General features: G+C 62.3%; 20 protein-coding genes. 18 read left to right on the top strand and 2 right to left on the bottom strand.

The features are described 5' to 3' along the window. The first annotated feature begins 10 nt into the window (after window positions 1-10). The 16 genes from paaA to ACUYMZ_RS16165 all read left to right on the top strand — a co-directional run bounded on the left by paaA (window position 11) and on the right by ACUYMZ_RS16165 (window position 13,455). Complete coding sequence (paaA, locus tag ACUYMZ_RS16240) at window positions 11-1,006, top strand: 1,2-phenylacetyl-CoA epoxidase subunit PaaA (RefSeq protein WP_481604499.1); 996 nt, start codon at window positions 11-13, stop codon at window positions 1,004-1,006. Next, window positions 1,006-1,434 carry a 1,2-phenylacetyl-CoA epoxidase subunit PaaB gene (gene paaB / locus ACUYMZ_RS16235; protein WP_481604497.1) on the top strand — a complete coding sequence of 143 codons (429 nt, stop codon included), beginning with the start codon at window positions 1,006-1,008 and terminating at the stop codon, window positions 1,432-1,434. The genes paaA and paaB overlap by 1 nt, the downstream gene beginning before the upstream one ends. Then, window positions 1,431-2,354, top strand: coding sequence for a 1,2-phenylacetyl-CoA epoxidase subunit PaaC (gene paaC, locus ACUYMZ_RS16230; protein ID WP_426003846.1), 924 nt, complete (start codon window positions 1,431-1,433; stop codon window positions 2,352-2,354). Before paaB ends, paaC begins: the two co-directional genes overlap by 4 nt. Window positions 2,355-2,359: 5 nt before the next feature. Continuing rightward, the gene (paaD, locus tag ACUYMZ_RS16225) at window positions 2,360-2,905 is read left to right on the top strand and encodes a 1,2-phenylacetyl-CoA epoxidase subunit PaaD (protein WP_481604494.1); all 546 of its coding nucleotides are present in this window, start codon (window positions 2,360-2,362) and stop codon (window positions 2,903-2,905) included. Between the two features lie 8 nt (window positions 2,906-2,913). Further along, the gene (gene paaE, locus ACUYMZ_RS16220; RefSeq protein WP_442424825.1) at window positions 2,914-4,119 is read left to right on the top strand and encodes a 1,2-phenylacetyl-CoA epoxidase subunit PaaE; all 1,206 of its coding nucleotides are present in this window, start codon (window positions 2,914-2,916) and stop codon (window positions 4,117-4,119) included. Between the two features lie 8 nt (window positions 4,120-4,127). Further along, window positions 4,128-4,907, top strand: a complete 780-nt coding sequence (locus ACUYMZ_RS16215; RefSeq protein ID WP_481604492.1) for an enoyl-CoA hydratase/isomerase family protein — start codon at window positions 4,128-4,130, stop codon at window positions 4,905-4,907. Between the two features lie 230 nt (window positions 4,908-5,137). After that, window positions 5,138-5,536 carry a hypothetical protein gene (locus ACUYMZ_RS16210; RefSeq protein ID WP_426003842.1) on the top strand — a complete coding sequence of 133 codons (399 nt, stop codon included), beginning with the start codon at window positions 5,138-5,140 and terminating at the stop codon, window positions 5,534-5,536. A gap of 253 nt (window positions 5,537-5,789) precedes the next feature. Continuing rightward, window positions 5,790-6,035, top strand: coding sequence for a Flp family type IVb pilin (locus ACUYMZ_RS16205; RefSeq protein WP_426003841.1), 246 nt, complete (start codon window positions 5,790-5,792; stop codon window positions 6,033-6,035). A 96-nt stretch (window positions 6,036-6,131) separates the two neighbouring features. Next, entirely contained in the window at window positions 6,132-6,506 is a 375-nt protein-coding gene (locus ACUYMZ_RS16200; RefSeq protein WP_481604489.1) for a TadE/TadG family type IV pilus assembly protein, read from the top strand. Next, complete coding sequence (locus ACUYMZ_RS16195; RefSeq protein ID WP_481604487.1) at window positions 6,494-7,522, top strand: pilus assembly protein TadG-related protein; 1,029 nt, start codon at window positions 6,494-6,496, stop codon at window positions 7,520-7,522. Before ACUYMZ_RS16200 ends, ACUYMZ_RS16195 begins: the two co-directional genes overlap by 13 nt. Window positions 7,523-7,553: 31 nt before the next feature. After that, window positions 7,554-8,324: a Flp pilus assembly protein CpaB gene (gene cpaB, locus ACUYMZ_RS16190; protein WP_481604485.1), complete on the top strand. Its 771-nt coding sequence runs from the start codon at window positions 7,554-7,556 to the stop codon at window positions 8,322-8,324. Further along, window positions 8,321-9,517, top strand: coding sequence for a CpaE/TadZ family protein (locus ACUYMZ_RS16185; protein WP_442424822.1), 1,197 nt, complete (start codon window positions 8,321-8,323; stop codon window positions 9,515-9,517). The genes cpaB and ACUYMZ_RS16185 overlap by 4 nt, the downstream gene beginning before the upstream one ends. 218 nt (window positions 9,518-9,735) lie before the next feature. After that, window positions 9,736-11,025 (top strand): TadA family conjugal transfer-associated ATPase, encoded by a 1,290-nt coding sequence (locus ACUYMZ_RS16180; protein ID WP_442424837.1) that lies wholly within the window; start codon window positions 9,736-9,738, stop codon window positions 11,023-11,025. Between the two features lie 7 nt (window positions 11,026-11,032). Next, entirely contained in the window at window positions 11,033-11,965 is a 933-nt protein-coding gene (locus ACUYMZ_RS16175; protein ID WP_481604482.1) for a type II secretion system F family protein, read from the top strand. An 8-nt stretch (window positions 11,966-11,973) separates the two neighbouring features. After that, entirely contained in the window at window positions 11,974-12,858 is an 885-nt protein-coding gene (locus tag ACUYMZ_RS16170; RefSeq protein WP_481604479.1) for a type II secretion system F family protein, read from the top strand. Window positions 12,859-12,975: 117 nt separating this feature from the next. Further along, a complete protein-coding gene (locus ACUYMZ_RS16165) occupies window positions 12,976-13,455 on the top strand; it encodes an Hpt domain-containing protein (protein WP_481604477.1) in 480 nt (159 codons plus the stop codon). Here the strand turns inward: ACUYMZ_RS16165 and ACUYMZ_RS16160 are convergent. Next, window positions 13,452-14,231 (bottom strand): response regulator transcription factor, encoded by a 780-nt coding sequence (locus ACUYMZ_RS16160; RefSeq protein WP_481604475.1) that lies wholly within the window; start codon window positions 14,229-14,231, stop codon window positions 13,452-13,454. The two genes, ACUYMZ_RS16165 and ACUYMZ_RS16160, sit on opposite strands and share 4 nt — an antisense overlap. A 231-nt stretch (window positions 14,232-14,462) precedes the next feature. Between ACUYMZ_RS16160 and ACUYMZ_RS16155 the strand changes: the two genes are divergently transcribed. Both ACUYMZ_RS16155 and ACUYMZ_RS16150 read left to right on the top strand, forming a co-directional pair. Continuing rightward, window positions 14,463-16,136, top strand: coding sequence for an ATP-binding protein (locus ACUYMZ_RS16155; RefSeq protein ID WP_481604473.1), 1,674 nt, complete (start codon window positions 14,463-14,465; stop codon window positions 16,134-16,136). A 65-nt stretch (window positions 16,137-16,201) separates the two neighbouring features. Further along, window positions 16,202-17,146 (top strand): lipid kinase, encoded by a 945-nt coding sequence (locus ACUYMZ_RS16150; RefSeq protein ID WP_481604469.1) that lies wholly within the window; start codon window positions 16,202-16,204, stop codon window positions 17,144-17,146. 60 nt (window positions 17,147-17,206) lie between these two features. On the opposite strand, the gene ACUYMZ_RS16145 is transcribed toward ACUYMZ_RS16150, so the two are convergent. After that, window positions 17,207-19,114, bottom strand: coding sequence for an FG-GAP-like repeat-containing protein (locus ACUYMZ_RS16145; RefSeq protein ID WP_481604467.1), 1,908 nt, complete (start codon window positions 19,112-19,114; stop codon window positions 17,207-17,209). Between the last annotated feature and the right edge of the window lie 230 nt (window positions 19,115-19,344).

Raw genomic sequence — 19,344 nt, 5'->3', positions numbered from 1 at the left:
AGGAGCAACCATGGCATCGCAGAATCTGCAGTCAGTGCCCGCTGAGCTGTCCCCGGAGGAACAGGAGCGGGAGGCAGCCGGTCAGGCGTACTTTGATCGCATCATCTCGGAAGACTCGCGCATCGAACCGCGCGACTGGATGCCGGCGGCTTACCGCAAGACTTTGCTGCGCCAGATCTCGCAGCACGCGCATTCGGAAATCATCGGCATGCAGCCGGAAGCCAACTGGATCACCAGGGCGCCGAGCCTCAAGCGCAAGTCCATCCTCATGGCCAAGGTTCAGGATGAGGCGGGCCACGGCCTGTACCTGTACTCCGCAGCAGAGACGCTGGGGCAGTCCCGGGACCAGATGATGGAAGACCTCATTGCCGGCAAGGCCCGGTACTCGTCCATCTTCAACTACCCCACGATTTCCTGGGCAGACATGGGAGCCATCGGCTGGCTTGTTGATGGCGCGGCCATCTGCAACCAGGTGCCCCTGTGCCGTGCCTCGTACGGTCCTTACGGACGCGCAATGGTGCGTATCTGCAAGGAAGAGTCCTTCCACCAGCGCCAGGGTTTCGAGATCCTGCTGGAACTCTCCAACGGCACGCCTGCGCAGAAGCAGATGGCCCAGGACGCCGTGAACCGCTGGTATGCGCCGTCGCTGATGATGTTTGGCCCGCCGGATGACGATTCACCCAACTCCAAGCAGTCCATGGCGTGGAACATCAAGCGGTTCAGCAATGACGAGCTGCGCAGCAGGTTCGTCGGCATGATGGTGGAGCAGGTCCGGGTCCTCGGCCTGACCCTGCCTGACAAGGACATCCGTTTCAACGAAGAAACCAAGAAGTGGGAGCACGGGCCCTTGGACTGGAACGAGTTCAAGGAAGTCCTGGCTGGCCGCGGTCCCTGCAACTCGCAGCGCATCGAACGCCGCCGCGAGGCGCACGAGAATGGTGCCTGGGTTCGCGAAGCCGCCGTTGCCTACGCCCGCAAGCAAGCAGAGAAAGTGAACGCAGCATAATGGCTCCCCACGGAAACCCCGAAGCACCGGCCAGCGCTGCCGGGGAAATCAACAGCGAGGCGCCCAAGGTGGCTGCCACCACGGCGGAAAGCACGACGCCGGCACCCGCCTCTGCGCCTTCGGTCGCCACCGGTGCGGCTCACCAAGAGACGCCCTGGTCCCTGTGGGAGGTCTTTGTCCGCTCCAGCCGTGGCCTCTCGCACGTCCACGCAGGTTCGCTGCACGCCCCGGATGCCGCCATGGCCCTCCGGAACGCCCGCGATCTCTACACCCGCCGCAACGAGGGCGTCTCCATCTGGGTGGTTCCGGCCGAGGCCATTGCCTCCAGCGATCCTGACTCCAAGGGCTCCTTCTTCGAGTCGCCGCAGGGCAAGGACTACCGGCATGCCACGTACTACACCAAGAGCGAAGGCGTGAAGCACCTGTGACTTCCCACGAAACCAACACTGACTTCGCGATCGACGGCCACGGCGACATCTCCGTCGGCGTCCACGGTGCCGGTGCGTCCGGCGACGGTTCGGCCAGCGCCACGCGCATCACGCCGGGCAACGCGCTGCGCCCCGAAGACATTGCCCTTGAGGTCCGCCGCGGGCAGGTCAAGCCGGGCGAGGACGTGGCAGAGTACGCGCTGCGGATCGGCGACGACGGCTTGATCCTGGCCCAACGCCTGGGCCACTGGATCTCCCGTGCCCCGGAGCTCGAGGAAGACATTGCCCTCGGCAACATCGCCCTGGACCAGTTGGGCCACGCCCGGTCCTTCCTGACCTACGCCGGTGCAGCCTGGGACAAGTCCGAGGACGACCTCGCCTATTTCCGCCGCGAGCACGAATTCCGCTCCGCGCACCTCTTTGAGCAGCCCAACGGCGACTTCGCAGTCACCATCGCACGGCAGTTCATTGTGAGCTTCTACCAGTTCGAGCTCTACACAGCGCTCACTGCGTCCACGGATCCCACCCTCGCTGCCATCGCAGCGAAGGCCGTGAAGGAAGTGGACTACCACCGTGACCACAGCGCCCAGTGGGTGCTGCGCCTCGCCGGAGGAACCGATGAGTCCCGTGCCCGCATGATCCAGGGCTTCAAGCTGGTGTGGCCGTACGTGGACGAACTTTTCGAGGACGACGAGCTCACCACCCGCCTGGCCGAAGCCGGTGTCACGGTCCAGCCGTCCAGCCTGCGCGAGGCCTTCGATCGCCTGACCGGTGAGATTTTCGCCGAAGCGGAACTGACCGCCCCGGACGTTCCCCAGTCACTGGGTGGCGGACGCCGTGGCAAGCACTCCGAACACCTGGGCTACGTCCTGGCCGAAATGCAGGTTCTGGCCCGCGAACACCCGGGCGCGAGCTGGTGATGGTGATGGCAACGGTCACCACTGCTGAACAGCAGGCCTGGGACATCGCCTCCACAGTCTGCGATCCGGAGATCCCGGTCCTCACCATCGAGGACCTGGGCATCCTGCGCGGTGTCCGGGTTACGGAAGTACCCCAGCCCGAAGGAAACCACGACGGCGGCACGGCAAGTACCGCCGTCGAGGTCACCATCACGCCCACCTACTCGGGCTGCCCCGCGATGGACGCCATCGGTGACGACCTGCGGGCTGCCTTCCGCAACGCCGGATACGCAGCTGTTGAGGTGAACCTGGTGCTTTCCCCGGCCTGGACCACGGACTGGATGACAGAGTCCGGCAAAGCCAAGCTGGAGGAATACGGCATTGCGCCTCCCACCGGGCGCGCCGCCGCTGGTGGCCATTCGGGTCCGGTGCGGTTGAGCCTGGCTGTGAAATGCCCGCAGTGTTCGTCGCTGAACACCAAGGAACTCACCCGCTTCGGTTCCACCTCCTGCAAGGCGCTGTTCGTCTGCCAGGACTGCAAGGAACCGTTCGACTACTTCAAAGTCCTGTAAGGAATTCCATGACCACCGAAACCCAGACGGCCAGCCGCCGTCGTGCGTCTTTCCATCACCTGACCGTCTCGGAAGTCCGGCGCCTGACGGACGACGCCATTGAGGTGACGTTCGCTGTTCCCGTGGAGCTGGCCGGGCAGTACGACTACCTTCCCGGACAGTACGTGGCCCTCCGCACCACGTTGCCGGATGAGAACGGTGAGCCGCACGAGGTCCGCCGCAGCTACTCGATCTGCGCAGAGCCGCGCACGTTCGACGATGGCAGCAGCGAAATCCGCGTGGCGATCAAGAAAGACCTGGGCGGTATTTTCTCCACCTGGGCCAACGCCGAACTGAAGGCCGGCGATGCCTTGGACGTCATGAGCCCGCAAGGTGCCTTCATCTCGCGGCACGGCAAGGACGGCTCGGACGTCCAGCACAACGTGATGAACTCGATGAACCACCCCGAGGAGCTCGCGGGGGAGCCGGGCAGTTTCGTGGCCATCGCCGCAGGTTCCGGCATCACGCCGGTCATCGCGATCGCGCGGACGCTGCTGGCTGCAAATCCCGACACCAGGTTCGACCTGATTTACGCCAACAAGGCGGCCATGGATGTGATGTTCCTGGAGGAACTGGCCGACCTGAAGGACAAGTACCCCTCGCGCCTGGCGTTGCACCACGTCCTGTCCCGCGAGCAGCGGATCGCCCCGCTCATGACCGGCCGCATCGATGCGGAGAAGCTGCAGTCCCTGCTGTCGTCGGCGATCCACGCCGAGGACGTGGATGAATGGTTCTTGTGCGGGCCGTTTGAGCTGGTCCAGTTGTGCCGGGACACCCTTGCCTCCCGTGGCGTGAAGCCGGAGCACGTCCGGTTTGAGCTGTTCACCACCGGGCGCCCGGACCGTCCCGAGGGCCACGCAGGCCGTCCCGTGGTGGAGGACGAGTCGCAGGAGACGTACAAGATCACGTTCAAGCTGGACGGCCTCACCGGCGATGTCGCCAGCCCGACGCATGCCCGCGAGTCCATCCTGAACGCTGCCCTGCGCGTCCGTCCCGATGTTCCGTTCGCTTGTGCCGGCGGCGTGTGCGGCACCTGCCGCGCCAAGCTGGTCACCGGTACCGTGTCCATGGATGAGAACTACGCCCTGGAGCAGGACGAGCTGGACAAGGGCTACGTCCTCACCTGCCAGGCCCACCCCACCAGCGAAGAAGTGACCGTCGACTTCGACGTCTAAGGAGTCCCATGATCGAGCTCTCCCTTGAAAACGGCATTGCCGAAATTGTCCTCAACGCCCCGGAAAAGCTGAACTCGCTCAACGAGGACGCGCTGCTTGAGTTGGGCAGAGCGTACGACGACGCTGCTGCCGCCGCCTCGCGTGGTGAAGTGCGGGCGCTGCTGCTGCGGGGAGAGGGGCGCGCTTTCTGCGCCGGCCGCGACATTGCCGGGGTGACCCCTGAAACCGACGACGCCCAGGCGTATTTGGGCGGGTTGGTTGAGCCGCTGCTGAAGAAGATGGCGGCATTCCCGGCGCCGACGTTCGCTGCTGCGCATGGTGCCTGCCTGGGGGTTGGGCTCGGGCTGCTGCTGGCTACGGACGTGGTTTATGTGGCGGAGAACGCCAAGTTCGGGTCTCCTTTTGCGAAGCTTGGGGCAACGCTGGACTCGGGCGGGCACTGGTACTTCACCGAACGCCTGGGCATGCACCGCACGCTGGACCTGATCTACACGGCCGACCTGATCTCCGGTAGCGAGGCTGTGGCACAGGGGATGTTCAGCCGGGCCATGCCGGCTGAGTCCTTGCTAGATGAAACGCGGGCGATTGTTTCCCGCGTTGCTGCAGGTGCCACCCAGGCGTTCGTCGCTTCCAAGGAACTGGTGGCCCACATCCGTGACCAGCGCCTTGGCCTGTGGGCTTCCATGGCCGAGGAAAACACCGAGCAGGCGCGCCTGTGCAAGACCGACGATTACGCCGAAGGCTTCAGGGCCTTCCAGGAGAAGCGGGCGCCGGTTTTCAAGGGGTAGGGCAGGGTCGCCCTGAACGCCCTGAACAGCGGCACGCAGGGCTTGGACCGAGTACACGCGTGCCAACCAAGTAGATCCCGTCCACGTATTCGAGTACTGACTACTCGTGACCACCCTTCCGCGCGCAGGATTCAATGGAGACCATCGGTTTTCAACGGGTTTCTGGTCTGGGGAGTAGTTCAAATGCGTGAATTCAGCGATCGCGGCACAGCGGCAATGGAGGGTCTCCGATGAGCGCCGGCATGGAATCCGCGGCCATGTTCGCGGGCTCGCTGCCCGGGCTCATCCTGATGTCGTTGGGCCAGATCATGGTGGTGGTTTGCCTCTGCTTCGACATGGTGCGCGCCCTGTCCGTGCCCCGCTCACACCGCCGCTACGTGGCGAGCACCATCTTCAGGACTTTGGCGGTGCCGTCGGTCATGGTCATGGGAGTCAGTACCTTGGCCGAAGCCGTCATGTCGTCCTGGTTGAACGTGGTCATGAGCGTAGCTGTCCTGGTGGTGATCATCTTCCGTTTGCACCACGACAAAGACGAAGACAACTGGTGGAAGGGCAAAGGCAAGAAGCTGGCCCGCTGGGCACGGAAGCAATTCTCGTTGCCGCCGGCCACGGCCACCGCAATGGGCTGAGCCGTCCGCCGAAGTTACCTATAAAAATAAAGGCCGTGCCATGGTGGCGCGGCCTTTATTTGCATGGATACCAGCAGCTTTTTCCGAGGATTTCCGCAGGACCAGTACAGGACCAGCGCAGCGCCAGCGCAGGAACCAGAGCCTTTCCGCAGGATGTCCCCAAGACTCCGCTTGGGGGTATTTTTCGTTGCTACGTTGTGAGGGAGCTGGTATCGGGCCAGCCCAAATCCCCAACTCGCTCAGGAGTTTCACAATGCTTGTCTACCTCAACAACATCGCTTCCCGTGGCCGTCGTGACGAGACCGGCGCCACCGCCGTCGAATACGGCATCATGGTTGCCCTCATCGCCGTGGTCATCATCGTGGCCGTCAGCCTCCTCGGTGGCAACCTCGTCGAGACCTTCAACAGCTCCGCATGTGCCGTCAAGGGCGGCACGTGGACTGCCTCCGCTCCGGCGTCCGGTTCCACGGCCGCTGTCGTTGGCAGCTGCTCCAAGTAAAACGGCCCGCTGTGCCGGGTGGGTGGGGCAGGGGCCACCCACCCGGCATTCTTCCTTCCACAACCACCCCTGACCGGCAACCGAAAGGGCAGTTCCATGGACAGGGCTTCAGAACGGGGTGCTGTAGCAGTCGAATTCGCGCTGCTGGCACCGGTCCTGGTGCTCCTCGTGCTCGGAATCATGGAATTCGGAAGGGCCTACAACACACAGGTTTCACTCTCGAACGCAGCCCGCGAGGGCGTGCGGGTAATGGCAATTTCGAACGACGTGACGGCTGCGCGGACGGCCGCCAAAAACGCGGCCGTTTCCCTGAACCCCAAGTTGCTTGACACCAACTTCACCTTCAGCGCACAAAGCTGCGCCTCCGGCATGCAAATGTCGGTGACCATCAAGTACACGCTCAGCACCCTCACCGGGATCGCAGGACCGTTTCCCATGGAGGGTGTAGGAGCCATGCAATGCGGCGGATAAGAGCACGCGGGAACGACGAACAGGGAGCTGTGGCCGTCTTCGTCGCCCTGATCCTGGTGGTGCTGCTCGCGTTTGCTGCGCTCGCCGTGGATGCGGGAATGCTCTACTCGGAAAGGGCACAGGTCCAGAACGGATCCGATGCTGCAGCGCTGGCAGTTGCTCAGAAATGCGCTGTCAGCATCAGTGACCCCAACTGTTCGGTTACGCCGCAGATTGCCAAGGACCTGGCCAACAAGAACTCGATAGACAGCCGGGGCAACATCAACTCAGTCAACCTGGACCTCACCAACCGAACGGTGACGGTGTCTGCCGGTTCCCAACAGGCCGGTGGCGGGGCGAACTCGGTCTCACTGGTCTTCGCGCGTGCCCTAGGCATCAACACAGCCGAGGTCCTGACCTCGTCCACGGTCCAGTGGGGCAGCCCCTTGACCGGCACCACCCCGTTCCCGCTCACGTTCTCGGTCTGCCAGGTGCAGGGACAGGTCGGGGGGAACCCGCAGCTTCTCCAGGCACACGGCAGTGGCGCAAACCCCAGCTGCAACTACGGGCCTTCGGGTGCTGCTGTAGAAGGTGGATTCGGATGGACCGTCCAGAATCCAGGTTCCTGCGGTGGCTACATCGACCTTGCACTCAGCGAGGGCGGGAGCGCGCCGGGTAACAGTATCCCCACCAACTGTGCCGGCACACTCAACAAGTGGGCTGACACCATCAACGCCGGCAAGGACGTCATTGTTCTGCTTCCTGTCTTCAACGCCGTAACGGGCACGGGAAGCGGGGCCATCTACCACCTGGTGTCGTTCGCTGCCTTCAAAGTCATCGGCTGGAAGTTCAGCGGCAACTCCAGCCTGCCGGACACCTTCCGCAACGCGAGTCCGTACGTGTCCTCCGCACTTTCCTGTAGCGGAAACTGCCGCGGAATCGTCGGGACTTTCGTCAAATACGTATCCCTGGCCGACGGTTACACACTGGGCCCAGTCAGTGCCCACGGGGCCACCATCGTCCGCCTGACCAAGTAACACCTTTCCTTTCATCAGCACAGGAGCAGCAGTGAAATCACGCCTAGTGGCAGGATCGGCCGCGGCCTTGCTGGCCATCGTCGGGGTGATCCTCGTCTTTGCCTATGCCCAGGGCGCCGATCAAAGGGCCGTTCAAAACCTGGCCCCCGTGGATGTCCTCATGGTCAAGGCCCCGATTCCGGCCGGCACACCCGTGGAAGCCATGACGGGTTCAGTGACGGCCGAGCAGCTCCCGGCTGCGGCCGTCCCCGCCACGGCGATCAAGGCCCTGGGTGATTCCACGGGCAAGGTCGCTGCTGTGGACCTGGTCCCGGGGGAGCCTTTGGTCGCCGAACGCCTGATCGTCCCCGAGGCCTTGAAAGCCAGAGGCGAGGTGGACGTGCCGGCCGGACTGCAGGAGGTCTCCTTCCAACTCGAGCCCCAAAGGGTGGTGGGTGGTCGCTTGGTGCCCGGTGACCATGTGGGGATCTTCATCTCCATGGAAGGTGGCGGAATCGAGGCAAAGCCGGAGAAGGAAACCACCCAGCTGACCATCCACAAGGTCCTGGTGACCGCTGTCCAGCGTGCTCCGGAGCCATCGGCGGCCCAGCCGACTCCGAGCCCCACCCAGGGGTCCGCCGCCGATCCCAAGGACACGGCTCTCCCCACCGGATCACTGCTCCTGACGGTGGCGGTGAGTGACGTCGACGCGTCCAAGATCGTCTTCGCCTCGGAGTTCGCCAAGATCTGGCTGAGCAAGGAGCCCCTGGATGCCCAGGAGAACGGTCCCCGGATTATCCAGAGGAGTGAGATCTACAAATGAGCCGATTCGTCCTCATTACTCCCAGCGCCGATTTTGATCAGCGGCTGCGGCAGGCAGTTGCCGGCGGACTCCCCGGAAGCGTGCAGACCTTCTTCACCAACGTCCTCCCCGTTGACCCGGCCGAACTCTTCGGCGCCCTCAACCAGGAACCCATGGAGGTGCTCATCCTGGGCCCCGACGTGCCCGTGGAGGAAGCCCTCCGCCTGACCACGGTGCTCACCGTGCAATTGCCGGAACTGAGCGTGCTGCTGGTCACCGAACCCGACCCTGACTTCATCCTCCAAGCCATGCGCTCCGGGATCCGCGACATCATGCGGCCCACGGCGGAGGTGGCTGAGATCCGGGTAACCCTTGAGCGCGCGTGCCAGTCATTTGCGACCCGCCAGCGGACAGCGGAACCGCAACCATCGGGCGCACCCAAGGGCACGGTCATCGGAGTCTTCTCTCCCAAGGGCGGTGTGGGCAAAACGACCATCGCCACCAACATCGCGGTGGGACTGGGCAAGATCGCCCCCATGGGCGTGGTGATCGTGGACCTGGACCTGCAGTTCGGCGACGTTGCCTCCGGGCTGTACCTCAATCCGGAACACACGGTGACGGACGCCGTGACTCCAACCGCCAGCCAGGACTCGCTGGTGCTCAAGGCTTTCCTGACTGTCCACCCGGCAGGCATCTATGCCTTGTGCGCCCCCAAGAACCCGGTTGAAGCTGACGGGATTACCCCGGAGCAGGTGGCCCGGCTGCTGGACCAGCTGGCTGAACAGTTCCAGTACGTCATCGTTGATACTGCTCCCGGCCTTCCTGAGATCGGACTTGCCGCCCTGGAACACTGCACGGATGCCGTCTGGGTGACCGGCATGGATGTGCCCGGCGTGCGCGGCCTCCGGTCGGGGCTGGACATTCTTCGCAGGCTCGACCTCATCCCGGAAGGCCGTCACGTGGTGCTCAACATGGCTGACTCCAAGGCAGGGTTGTCAGTCCAGGATGTCGAATCGACAGTCGGCGCCCCGGTTGATGTGAGCATCCCCCGTTCCAAAGCCGTAGCCCTTTCCACCAACCGGGGAATTCCCGTGCTCCAGGAGGCTACAAAGGATCCGGCAGTGAAGGGCCTCAACCAGTTGGTGCAGCGCTTCAACCCCGCATGGCGGAACACAACCCAAAGGAAACTCCACAGAAGGGTGGTCGTCCAGTGAAGCTTTCCGAACGCCTGCATGACGCCGAGGACGTGGCCTCGCTTCCGGGGGCAGAGCATCGCCGCGAAACCACCCACCCGGCAGCAGGCAAACCAACTTTTGCCCAGGCCGTCCAGCAAGGCAAGCCCGGTCTCCAAGTGAAGGCCTCCGGTACAGCAAACCCCCATGCCACAACAGCCGAGTTTACTGATGCACCCAAACCCAGGACCCAACAACCGGTGGACGCCTTTGCCGCGCTCAAGAGGCGTGCAGCGACGGCATTGTTCGAGCGCCTGGGCGCACGGTTCAATGATTCCTCGCTCAGTGAACTGGAGTTGCGGAGCACTGCCCGTGAAGAGCTGATCCGGATCATCGACGCCGAGCAGGTGCCGCTTTCTGCGGAGGAGCGCAGCCGGCTGGTTGCGGACGTGGCGGATGACGTCCTGGGCTATGGGCCACTGCAGCGCCTGCTTGACGACCCGGACATCACCGAAATCATGGTCAACAGGATGGACCAGATTTACGTCGAACGGCGGGGCAAACTGGCCCTCACCGAATCGGTATTCAGCTCGGAGGACCATCTACGGAGAGTCATCGAACGCATCGTTTCCAGGGTGGGTCGCCGGATCGACGAATCATCACCCCTGGTGGATGCGCGCTTGGAAGACGGCTCGCGCGTCAATGCCGTGATCCCGCCCCTGGCTGTCGGAGGGTCCTCCTTGACGATCCGCAAGTTCAGCAAAGTGCCGTTGACGGTCAGGAACCTGATCGACTTTGGGACGCTCACGCCCCAGATGGCCGAGCTCCTGGACGCTTGCGTCAAAGCAAAGCTGAACATCATCGTTTCCGGTGGCACCGGAACCGGCAAGACCACGCTGCTGAATGTCTTGTCCTCCTTCATTCCGGAGGACAACCGGATTGTCACCATCGAGGACGCAGTGGAACTGCAGATCCAGCAGCAACACGTCGTCAGGCTCGAAAGCCGGCCGCCCAATACCGAGGGCAAGGGTGAGGTCACCATCCGGGAGTTGCTCAGGAACTCCCTGCGCATGCGTCCGGATAGGATCGTCGTCGGCGAGGTCCGTGGGGGAGAGTCGCTGGACATGCTGCAGGCCATGAACACCGGCCATGACGGTTCGCTTTCCACGGTGCACTCGAATTCTCCGAGGGACGCCGTGGCCCGGCTGGAGACCCTGGTCCTCATGGCCGGGATGGACCTGCCACTGCGGGCAATCCGTGAGCAGATAGCGTCAGCGGTGAACCTCATCATCCAGATATCCCGCCTTCGCGACGGAACACGCCGCATCACGCACGTTACCGAGGTCCAAGGCATGGAAGGCGACGTGGTCACCCTCCAGGACGCTTTCGTCTTCGACTATTCGGCGGGCGTTGATGATCACGGCAGGTTCCTCGGCCGCCCGGTACCAACGGGCATCCGCCCACGTTTCATCGATCGCTTCGAAGACGTAGGAATACGGGTTCCGGCAGAGCTGTTTGCGGCCCCTTTGACAACCACCGTGAGGACTTGAGCACGCCATGATGCTGTTTGCCGGGTTGGCCCTTATGCTGTCAGCCATCGTCGCCTTCGGCATTGCCGTGATTCTTCCGAAAACCCCTGAGGTTCCCTTGGAACGCCGGCGGCCCTACCAGCTAGGCTCAGGCTCGGGACTGACCAAACTGACCGGCTCCACCACGGAGGCCCTTCAGGGGTTCCTGACGCGGCGCAACGTCCGGCTGTTCAACCGCGAGACCCTTGATCATGCCGGAGTGCGGATGAGCCAGGCCGACTTTGTTGTCCTGGTTATTGCCGGTGCATTTGTTGGCGCGCTGATCGGGCTTGTAGCCGGTGGCGTCCTGATCGCCGTTCTCCTGGGCCTTGCGGCACCCTTGATAGCCCATCTGGTCCTGAAATTCCGGGCCGGAAAAAGGCGCAGCACCTTTGATGACCAACTGGGCGACACCCTGCAGCTTCTTTCCGGAGGCCTGCGGGCCGGCCACAGCATCCTCCGGGCCATCGATGCAGCTGCTGCTGAATCGGCAAGCCCCACGGCCGAGGAAATGCGTCGCATCATCACGGAGACGAGCCTTGGCCGCGACGTGCACGCGTCCCTGAGCGATACCGCAGAAAGAATGCGGAGCGAGGATTTCGTGTGGATTGCCCAAGCGATCCAGATCAACCGGGAGGTGGGCGGAAATCTTGCCGAGGTACTCGACCAGGTCAATGAGACCATCCGCGAACGCAGCGAAATCAAGGGACACATCAAGTCCTTGGCTGCCGAAGGAAAATTCTCGGCCTACATCCTCATGGCGCTTCCTTTCGGCATCGTTCTGCTGCTTATGGTGGTCAACCCGGGCTACATGAACGTGATGTTCACGCATCCCCTTGGTTGGGGCCTGATCGCGTTGTCAGCCATTCTGATGACGATCGGTGGCTTGTGGATGCGCAAAATCATCGACCTGAAATTCTGAGGTGAACCGTGCACCCCTTCCTGTATATGTCGCTGTTGCTGGTACCCCTGCCGGGGGCCTACCTGGCCTGGTCCCTGCTTTCCGTTGACCGCAAGACCCCGCGGGGCGTCAAGGAACTCCTCACCCGGGGCTACGTTGGAACCGATGCCGGGGAACAGAGGCGGATCGGGCTGCTGGAACGCATCGGTTACAAACTCACTCCGGCAAACTACGTCCAGAAGCTTGACCGATTGCTGTCACTGGCCGGCCGTCCGCAGTCGCTTCCCTTGGGACGGGTCCTGGCTGCCAAACCTGCCCTTGGACTCTGCGGGGCCCTTTTCGGACTGCTCATCACCACGAACAGTTCGAGCGGGCTTATCCGGCTTGTGGGCATATTCGTTGTCCTGCTGGGGTACTTCATCCCGGACCTGATGCTGTACAGCAAGGGGCAGGAACGGCAAAAGACCATCCAACTGGAACTGGCCAACACCATGGATCAGATGCTGATCTCCGTGGAGGCAGGTCTCGGTTTCGAAGGGGCCATGGCCCGGGCCGGGGAAAACGGCAAGGGGCCCCTGGCGGAAGAAATTGTGCGGACGCTCCAGGACATGCAGGTGGGACGAAGCCGCCGGGAGGCCTACCTGGCGTTGGCCCAACGGACCAACGTTCCCGAACTGCGGAGCTTTGTCCAGGCGGTCATCCAGGCGGACACGTACGGTATTGCCATCAGCCGGGTCCTGAGGGTCCAGGCGAAGGTCATGAGGGTCAAGCGACGTCAACGTGCCGAAGAGAAGGCAATGAAACTCCCGGTCATGATCCTCTTCCCCTTGTTGTTCTTCATCTTCCCCGTCTTGTTCATTGCCATCCTGGGGCCCGCGGCCATCAACGCAATAGTGACCCTTGGCGGCAGCTGAGCAAATTCAACAGGAGAAGTAACAAATAGGAACTGCCGGAATCAGGAGGTCGTTAGGATTTGCTCAAGATCAGCACAAGATCGGTTTAAGCCCAAATTCAGGAAGTACCATCGAGTTATGTCCAGTTCAGATTTCCGTGAAGCCAACGTGGAGGGTGTCCCCGGCGCAGCCGGCGGGGGCCACTTCGCCGGGTTGCCCCACGGGAGCCATGTTTCGGCTGATCCGATTCTGGACCTCGCAGAATTCCAACTGCTTGAAGACCAGTTGGATAATCCTCGGATTGCACGTGATTTTGCACGCGACTTCGTGAGGCTTTGGGAGGCAAGGCACCAAACCCTTCGCGCCGCCGTCGAACATGGTGACGTGCCCGCCGCACTGGACGCCATCCTCAGCCTTCGGACTTCTTCGGCCATGGTGGGTGGAGTCCGCCTCGCAGGTCTTGCGGGGCGAATGGAAGAACACATCAACAACGGAGATTTGGGCCAGGCCCGGCCGCTCCTGCATGAGCTTGCCGAATGCGGTGAAAGCACAATCCAGGAGCTCAAAGAAAGCTATGTCCTGAGGAATTCGACTCCGGAACCGGATCCAACCGGTTAGTCGGTCTTTTTGGGAACGAGCATATAGCCGACCCCTCGAACCGTCTGCAAAAAGCGCGGAGCTTGCGAATCTTCACGCAGCTTCCGGCGCAGATTGCCGATGTGTGTCTCAACGGCACGCTCGTCAGCTTCGCTGATGTAGGCGTCGTCGTCGTAATAATCACCACGGGCGGCCCGCACAAGATCAGCCCTGGTCCGAACTTCCCCGGGGTTGCGCAGCAGATCGAGGAGCAGGTCGAACTCGCTTCTGGTCAAGGCCACGGGCTTGCCATCCAGGTCAACAGTGCGGGCCTTGTAGTTCAGGGTCAGGCCGTTGTGCTCAATGGAGGCATGATTGGCCGTAGCCTGGCGGATCGGACTTCCCATCGGAGTGGCCTGGGCCTCCGGCACGGATTGCGCGGCCACCACTCGAGGCCGCCGCATCATGGCCGTTACCCTGGCCCTGAGCTCGCGGGGCAGAAATGGTTTCTTGACGTAGTCGTCCGCGCCGGTCAGGAAGGCCGTCAGGGTGTCTGGCTCGTCGCGCCGGGCCGTGAGCATCACCACGTACGCGTCACTGAACTGCCTGATCCGCCTCAGTACCTCATGGCCGTCCATATCCGGAAGGCCAACATCCAGCGTCACGGCTACGGCTTGATGGTCCCGGACGACCTCGACGCCTTCGCGTCCGGTCGCGGCAGAGTGCACCACAAAGCCGGCCTCCTTCAGGATGGCGCCCACCAGGTTCCGGACGTCTTCATCATCCTCAATGACTACAGCAACCCCAGGCTCGTTCATTGAAATATCCTCGAGTCGGTACGCACCACCGCAAGCCCAGCGCAATACGGAAAGCGTCACCTCAATACGTACGATACAAGCAATCAAGTTATATGGCACCTAATATGTGCAATATGTGCCGATCCCAACATCAGAGCCCATTTCGCCTGATCTGCTCCGTTCTGTGCCATTGCCAGCGGGAAACGGCTCCTGATAGTAATTGGTCCGTGCCTCCCTCCAACGAGTCCTGCCTTGACTGAGCAGCCCTTTCTACGGACCGCCGTCCGCGTTTTCAGGAAACTGACGCCGCGGGCCAAAGTTGCGGTCTGTGAATTGCCTTTGACACTGGTTGTCACGGGATTGATCGTTGCCTCGAGCGGAGTTTGGCCTACCCTCTTCCAGAACTGGATGCTGGTTGTCGGGCTGCTCCTGCACGGCACGTTGTTCCTGGCCTGCTTCCTGGTGCCCTGGGAGCGGCTGCCTTCGAACGCAAGCCTCATCATTCCCGTCCTGGATTTTGTGGCCCTGGCGTTTACCCGCAGTGGATCTTATGGCGTGCTGCCAGGGTTGGCCGTCCTGGCTCTCTTCCCCGTGATCTGGCTGTCCGCTTCCGGACTGCGCGCCAAGACGAGCCTGGCCATCAGCTTTGCCGGCCCTTTGGTGATCTCCCTCCCGGCATTCATCTCCCACCTGCCCCAACCCACCGCTGCCGACATTTTCTCTGTGGCAGTCCTGCCGTTGCTGCTTTTGGCCGTGTCGATCACTATCCGGCTATCGGGGTCCAATGCCCGGATCCAGCAACGGCGCGTTAGTGAGCGGGATCAAGCCCTTAGACAATTGCTCGCTGCGAGCAAGGACCGGGAAATGCTGCTGGAGACCATCCTGGACACGATCGACGTCGGTATTGTCGCGGTCGACTCAAAAGGAAAAACCGTCCTGACGAACAACCAACAAAGGGAGTTTCTGCGGCTGGCCAAAACCGGAGCGTCCACCGATGACGATGAAAGCTTCATCCATGGCCTGGACAAGCAGACGCCCTTGCCGCCCGGCAAGCGCCCTATTGAGCGGGCGATCCAGGGAGAGACGTTTTCCGATTACCTTGTCTGGTTTGGCTCCGGCCCGGAGCAGCGGGCCATCTCAACGGCTGCACGCAGCATGAAACGCCCGGCTGACGACGGTTTCGGGGGAGCGGTGATCGTGTTCCGCGACGTCACCGATGTGGTTGAAGCCCTCGCAGCCAAGGATGAACTGGTGGCCAATGTCTCCCACGAATTCGGGTCCCCGTTGACATCGATCCTGGGCAACATGGACCTGGCACTCCACGGGGATGAGGAAATTCCGGCCGCACCAAGGCGCCGCTTGGAAGTGGTGGAGCGGAACGCTGAGCGGCTCCATGCTTTGGTGCAGGACCTGCTGTTGTCTTCCGCCGCCGTCGAGAGCGTCTACTTGCGGCGGACAGATGTGTCGGGTCTGGTGGAGAACAGCCTGGTGTCAGCCCATGCGCAGGCCGACGCCGCCAACGTTGGCCTGGTTGCCGACGTGCCGTCCCCGCTGTGGGCGGAGGCGGATCCGTTGCGGCTGGGCCAGGCGCTGGACAATCTCATATCCAACGCCATCAAGTATTCGCCCGGGGGCGGCCAGGTCAACGTGAAGGCGGCCCGCAACGACGGCTGGATCCACCTGGAGGTGTGCGACACCGGAATTGGCATGACCAGTGATGAAACCGCCAAGATCTTTACCCGGTTCTTCCGCACAGACAGCGCCCGGCAGGCGGCAATTCCCGGCGTCGGCCTGGGGCTTTCCATTACCAAGTCGATCGTGGAACGTCACGGGGGCACCATCACGTGCAGCAGCATGCCCGGGAAGGGCAGCACTTTCACCGTGGTGCTTCCGGCAGAGCACGACGACGCTGCTGCCGCCAGCTGACGCTGCCGGGTTCCGGCGGTCCTCTCGCAGGTTTTTCCAAGGTGGATCCGCCTACGATGGTCCCCATGAAGTCCCTACGTGAGGTGCGCTCGGCCGCCGTCGTGATTAACGCCGCCTCGCGTCGGGGTGCCGCGGTGAGCGACCAAGCTATCAACACCCTTAAAGGGGCCGGTGTCCCTGTAGCCGCTGTGCACTTGCTCAGGTCAGGGGCGGACCTTGCACCTGCCCTTGGCGGGGTTATGGCGGAGGGGCACGACCTTGTTGTTGTTGGTGGCGGGGACGGCACGGTGAGCCACGCCGCCGGGATACTGGCCGGGACAGACATTGTTCTTGGTGTGCTGCCGCTGGGCACTGCCAACGACCTCGCCCGCACGCTCGAGATACCTGATGATCTGGCGGCGGCCTGCGCCGTGGTGGCCAGTGGGAAAGTGGTTGACATTGACCTTGGCCGGGCGAATGGCCAGCCGTTCCTCAATGTCGCGTCCGCCGGCCTTTCCGTGGGTGTCACCCAAGCCCTCAGCCACCGCCTCAAACGGTACATCGGTCCGTTGGCCTACGGCGTTGCCACGGTGAAGGCCTACGCACGGCACCGCCCGTTTGCGGCACGGCTGGAGTTCCCGGACGGAGACCTGGAGACGCGGGAATTCGACGACCTGATCCAGATCGCGGTGGGCAACGGCCGGCACTACGGGGGCGGCAACACCGTCTCACCCACGGCAGGGATCGATGATCACACCCTGGACATCTACGCGATCTCCAAGGCACCCCTCCCGGAGCTCGTGAAAATCGCCAGGCTCCTCAAGGACGGCAGCTTTGTGAAGCACGATCGCGTGTTCCACTGCGAGACCCGGCGCGTCCGTTTGGTCACCGATCAGCCGCAGCCGGTGAATCTCGACGGCGAGATCGCCACGGAGTCGCCCACCGAATTCGTTGTGGAGCGCAACGCCGTCCATGTGGTGGTGCCGCAGGGGAGCACGAGTGCGGCGTTCGACGGGGTGCGGGGGAGCTGAGGGGGCACGGTTTAGGCACCCGCACGCCCATTCTCCCTGCTTTGGTTCGGCTGCCGCAGATTAGAGGATCTCGGTCATCACGTTCCAGCCGGTTCCTACCTTGATAGCGGAGGGCCAGGTACGCACACCGTTGTTGGAATAGAGCCAGAGATTTCCCGCCGCGTCGCGCGCAAGAATGTCTGCCTTACCGTCGCCATTGAAATCGCCTGGACCAACCAGTGAGTTCATGGCGTTCCAGCCTTGGCCGATCTGCTGCTTGGGGAGCCAACTGCCAAAACCGGTCGCCCCGTGGAGCCACAGTACGCCGGCACTGTCCCTGGCAACCATGTCACCGAGCCCGTCGGCGTTAAAATCCTCCACGCCCGTCAGCTCGGTCAATCCGGCTGCGCTGTATAAGCCACCACCGGCCCAGCCGGGATGCAGGAAGCGGCTCTTCCCATCGGCAACGTATTGCTGCAATGAGCCGGAAGTGGTGCGGGCAATGAGATCCAGGTATCCGTCGCCGTAGTAGTCGAGTGCAAGCAGGGAGTTCATGGTCTGCCAGTCGTGTCCAACCTGGACGCGCGGTTTCCAGCCTCCGGCGCCGTTGCCCGGGTAGAACCACAGCAGGCCCCCGCCATCGCGGCCCAACAGATCGGCGTGACCGTCCGCGTTGAAATCACCGGGAGCGACCATGGCGGTCATGACGTTCCATCCCTGGCCTACCTGGACCCGGGGTAGCCACCCTCCGGTGCCATTGCCGGGGTAGAGCCAGAGAAGCCCCGAAGCGTCCCGAGCCAGGACGTCGGCCTTTCCATCCCCATTGAAATCGTTCTTGGCCGGCTTCTTTGCGTTACCGTCAATAACAGCCACTGTGAACTGCTTCACCTGAAATCCGGATTTAGCAGTGTTGACGACGTAAACCTTGTTGTTGCGCGGGTTCACGGCCGCCTTTCCAGGATCCCATCCTGTATAGAGGACGGTGCTTGAGTTATCCCGGCCATCGATAATGGTGGCTCCACGAACAGCCATGGTGGCGTAAACCTTGTTGTTCGTTGGATTGACCACAATGGTGTTAGCTGGCGTTGCGATAGGGACACTGGCGGACTCGGTCATGGTGGGGCCGTCGACCACCTTGATGGAGCTGTTGGCGTCGTTGCCTGAACCGATGTAAACCTTGTCGGTTACAGGATTGACGGCAAGCGCACCGAGCGGGTCATTTGAAGCTACGGTGCCCGTGATGGTGTTGCTGGCACCATCGATGACCTTCAAACTTGAGCCGTATTGCGGCGCCGTAGTGACGTATAGCTTGTTGCTGGTCGGATTGAGGGCCATGGCAAGAAAGCCCCCCGCCCCTATGGAGACAGTCGAAGTGATTTTGCCGAGCGAATCGATGACCTTTACTGCTCCTGAGGAGAGAGCGTAAGCCGTATTGGTGACGGTGTTGACCACGATTTCCCTGGTTGAGGTGGCACCTGGGACTGGAGTGACCACATTCGTCCTGCCGTCGATGACGACAAGACCGGTCGTGGTGCCGACATATACCTTGTTCGTCTTTTCATTCACTGCAATTGCTGTCGGGGTGGCATCGAGGGCTATCTCCGTGCTCGCTCCCGTGGCATCATCAAAAGCCACGACCGCACCGTACGAATTGTTGATGTACAGCTTGTTCGTCACTGAATTAACGGCAAGCCGAATACGTTCTCCGACCTCTGGGTAGATTTTCTTCGTACCGCCCGCTCCATGGCGGATTACGCCTTCGATACCGGAGGCGACGAAAACCGTGTCGGTTACAGGATTCACCGCTATGTCGGTGATCCACTGCGGGATGGGAAAGCGATCCACCACCACATCCGCATGCGCAGGAGCCGAAGTTGTCCCGAGCGCCAAAGCCAGGGCGAGTCCAACGGCGACCGTTCCCGCCGCAGCTGAGCTCCAGCGTCTTGATCCAACCAAGCCGAGTGCGCGCGAAACGGACGTGGAAGCCATAAGTGAGTCCCCCCAAAGACGAAGCCGACGAACCGTCGGATAGTCGGATCATACAGCGGTGGGACAGTGCCCGCTTGCCGTCGCGGCGAATGACCCACAAAGGCTGGGCCCCACTTAGGCTTATCGAATGACCACCGCCAAAAGCCACGCACTGGAAATCAAACGGCGGTGGCTCCTCGGACTGTTCGCTGGCTACTTGGTGGCGCTGGCATTGGTTGTCTTCCTGCCTT

The organism is Arthrobacter sp. T572, from assembly GCF_056780115.1.
The sequence above is the reverse complement of the archived record's forward strand: the minus strand, read 5'-3'. Positions and strand labels throughout refer to the sequence as shown.

Excerpts from the sequence above, each read along its gene's own strand:
- paaA (WP_481604499.1), top strand. The coding sequence starts at position 11 with ATGGCATCGCAGAATCTGCAGTCAGTGCCCGCTGAGCTGTCCCCGGAG.
- paaB (WP_481604497.1), top strand. The coding sequence starts at position 1,006 with ATGGCTCCCCACGGAAACCCCGAAGCACCGGCCAGCGCTGCCGGGGAA.
- paaD (WP_481604494.1), top strand. The coding sequence starts at position 2,360 with ATGGCAACGGTCACCACTGCTGAACAGCAGGCCTGGGACATCGCCTCC.
- paaE (WP_442424825.1), top strand. The coding sequence starts at position 2,914 with ATGACCACCGAAACCCAGACGGCCAGCCGCCGTCGTGCGTCTTTCCAT.
- ACUYMZ_RS16215 (WP_481604492.1), top strand. The coding sequence starts at position 4,128 with ATGATCGAGCTCTCCCTTGAAAACGGCATTGCCGAAATTGTCCTCAAC.
- ACUYMZ_RS16210 (WP_426003842.1), top strand. The coding sequence starts at position 5,138 with ATGAGCGCCGGCATGGAATCCGCGGCCATGTTCGCGGGCTCGCTGCCC.
- ACUYMZ_RS16205 (WP_426003841.1), top strand. The coding sequence starts at position 5,790 with ATGCTTGTCTACCTCAACAACATCGCTTCCCGTGGCCGTCGTGACGAG.
- ACUYMZ_RS16200 (WP_481604489.1), top strand. The coding sequence starts at position 6,132 with ATGGACAGGGCTTCAGAACGGGGTGCTGTAGCAGTCGAATTCGCGCTG.
- ACUYMZ_RS16195 (WP_481604487.1), top strand. The coding sequence starts at position 6,494 with ATGCGGCGGATAAGAGCACGCGGGAACGACGAACAGGGAGCTGTGGCC.
- ACUYMZ_RS16185 (WP_442424822.1), top strand. The coding sequence starts at position 8,321 with ATGAGCCGATTCGTCCTCATTACTCCCAGCGCCGATTTTGATCAGCGG.
- ACUYMZ_RS16175 (WP_481604482.1), top strand. The coding sequence starts at position 11,033 with ATGATGCTGTTTGCCGGGTTGGCCCTTATGCTGTCAGCCATCGTCGCC.
- ACUYMZ_RS16165 (WP_481604477.1), top strand. The coding sequence starts at position 12,976 with ATGTCCAGTTCAGATTTCCGTGAAGCCAACGTGGAGGGTGTCCCCGGC.
- ACUYMZ_RS16160 (WP_481604475.1), bottom strand. The coding sequence starts at position 14,231 with ATGAACGAGCCTGGGGTTGCTGTAGTCATTGAGGATGATGAAGACGTC.
- ACUYMZ_RS16150 (WP_481604469.1), top strand. The coding sequence starts at position 16,202 with ATGAAGTCCCTACGTGAGGTGCGCTCGGCCGCCGTCGTGATTAACGCC.
- ACUYMZ_RS16145 (WP_481604467.1), bottom strand. The coding sequence starts at position 19,114 with ATGGCTTCCACGTCCGTTTCGCGCGCACTCGGCTTGGTTGGATCAAGA.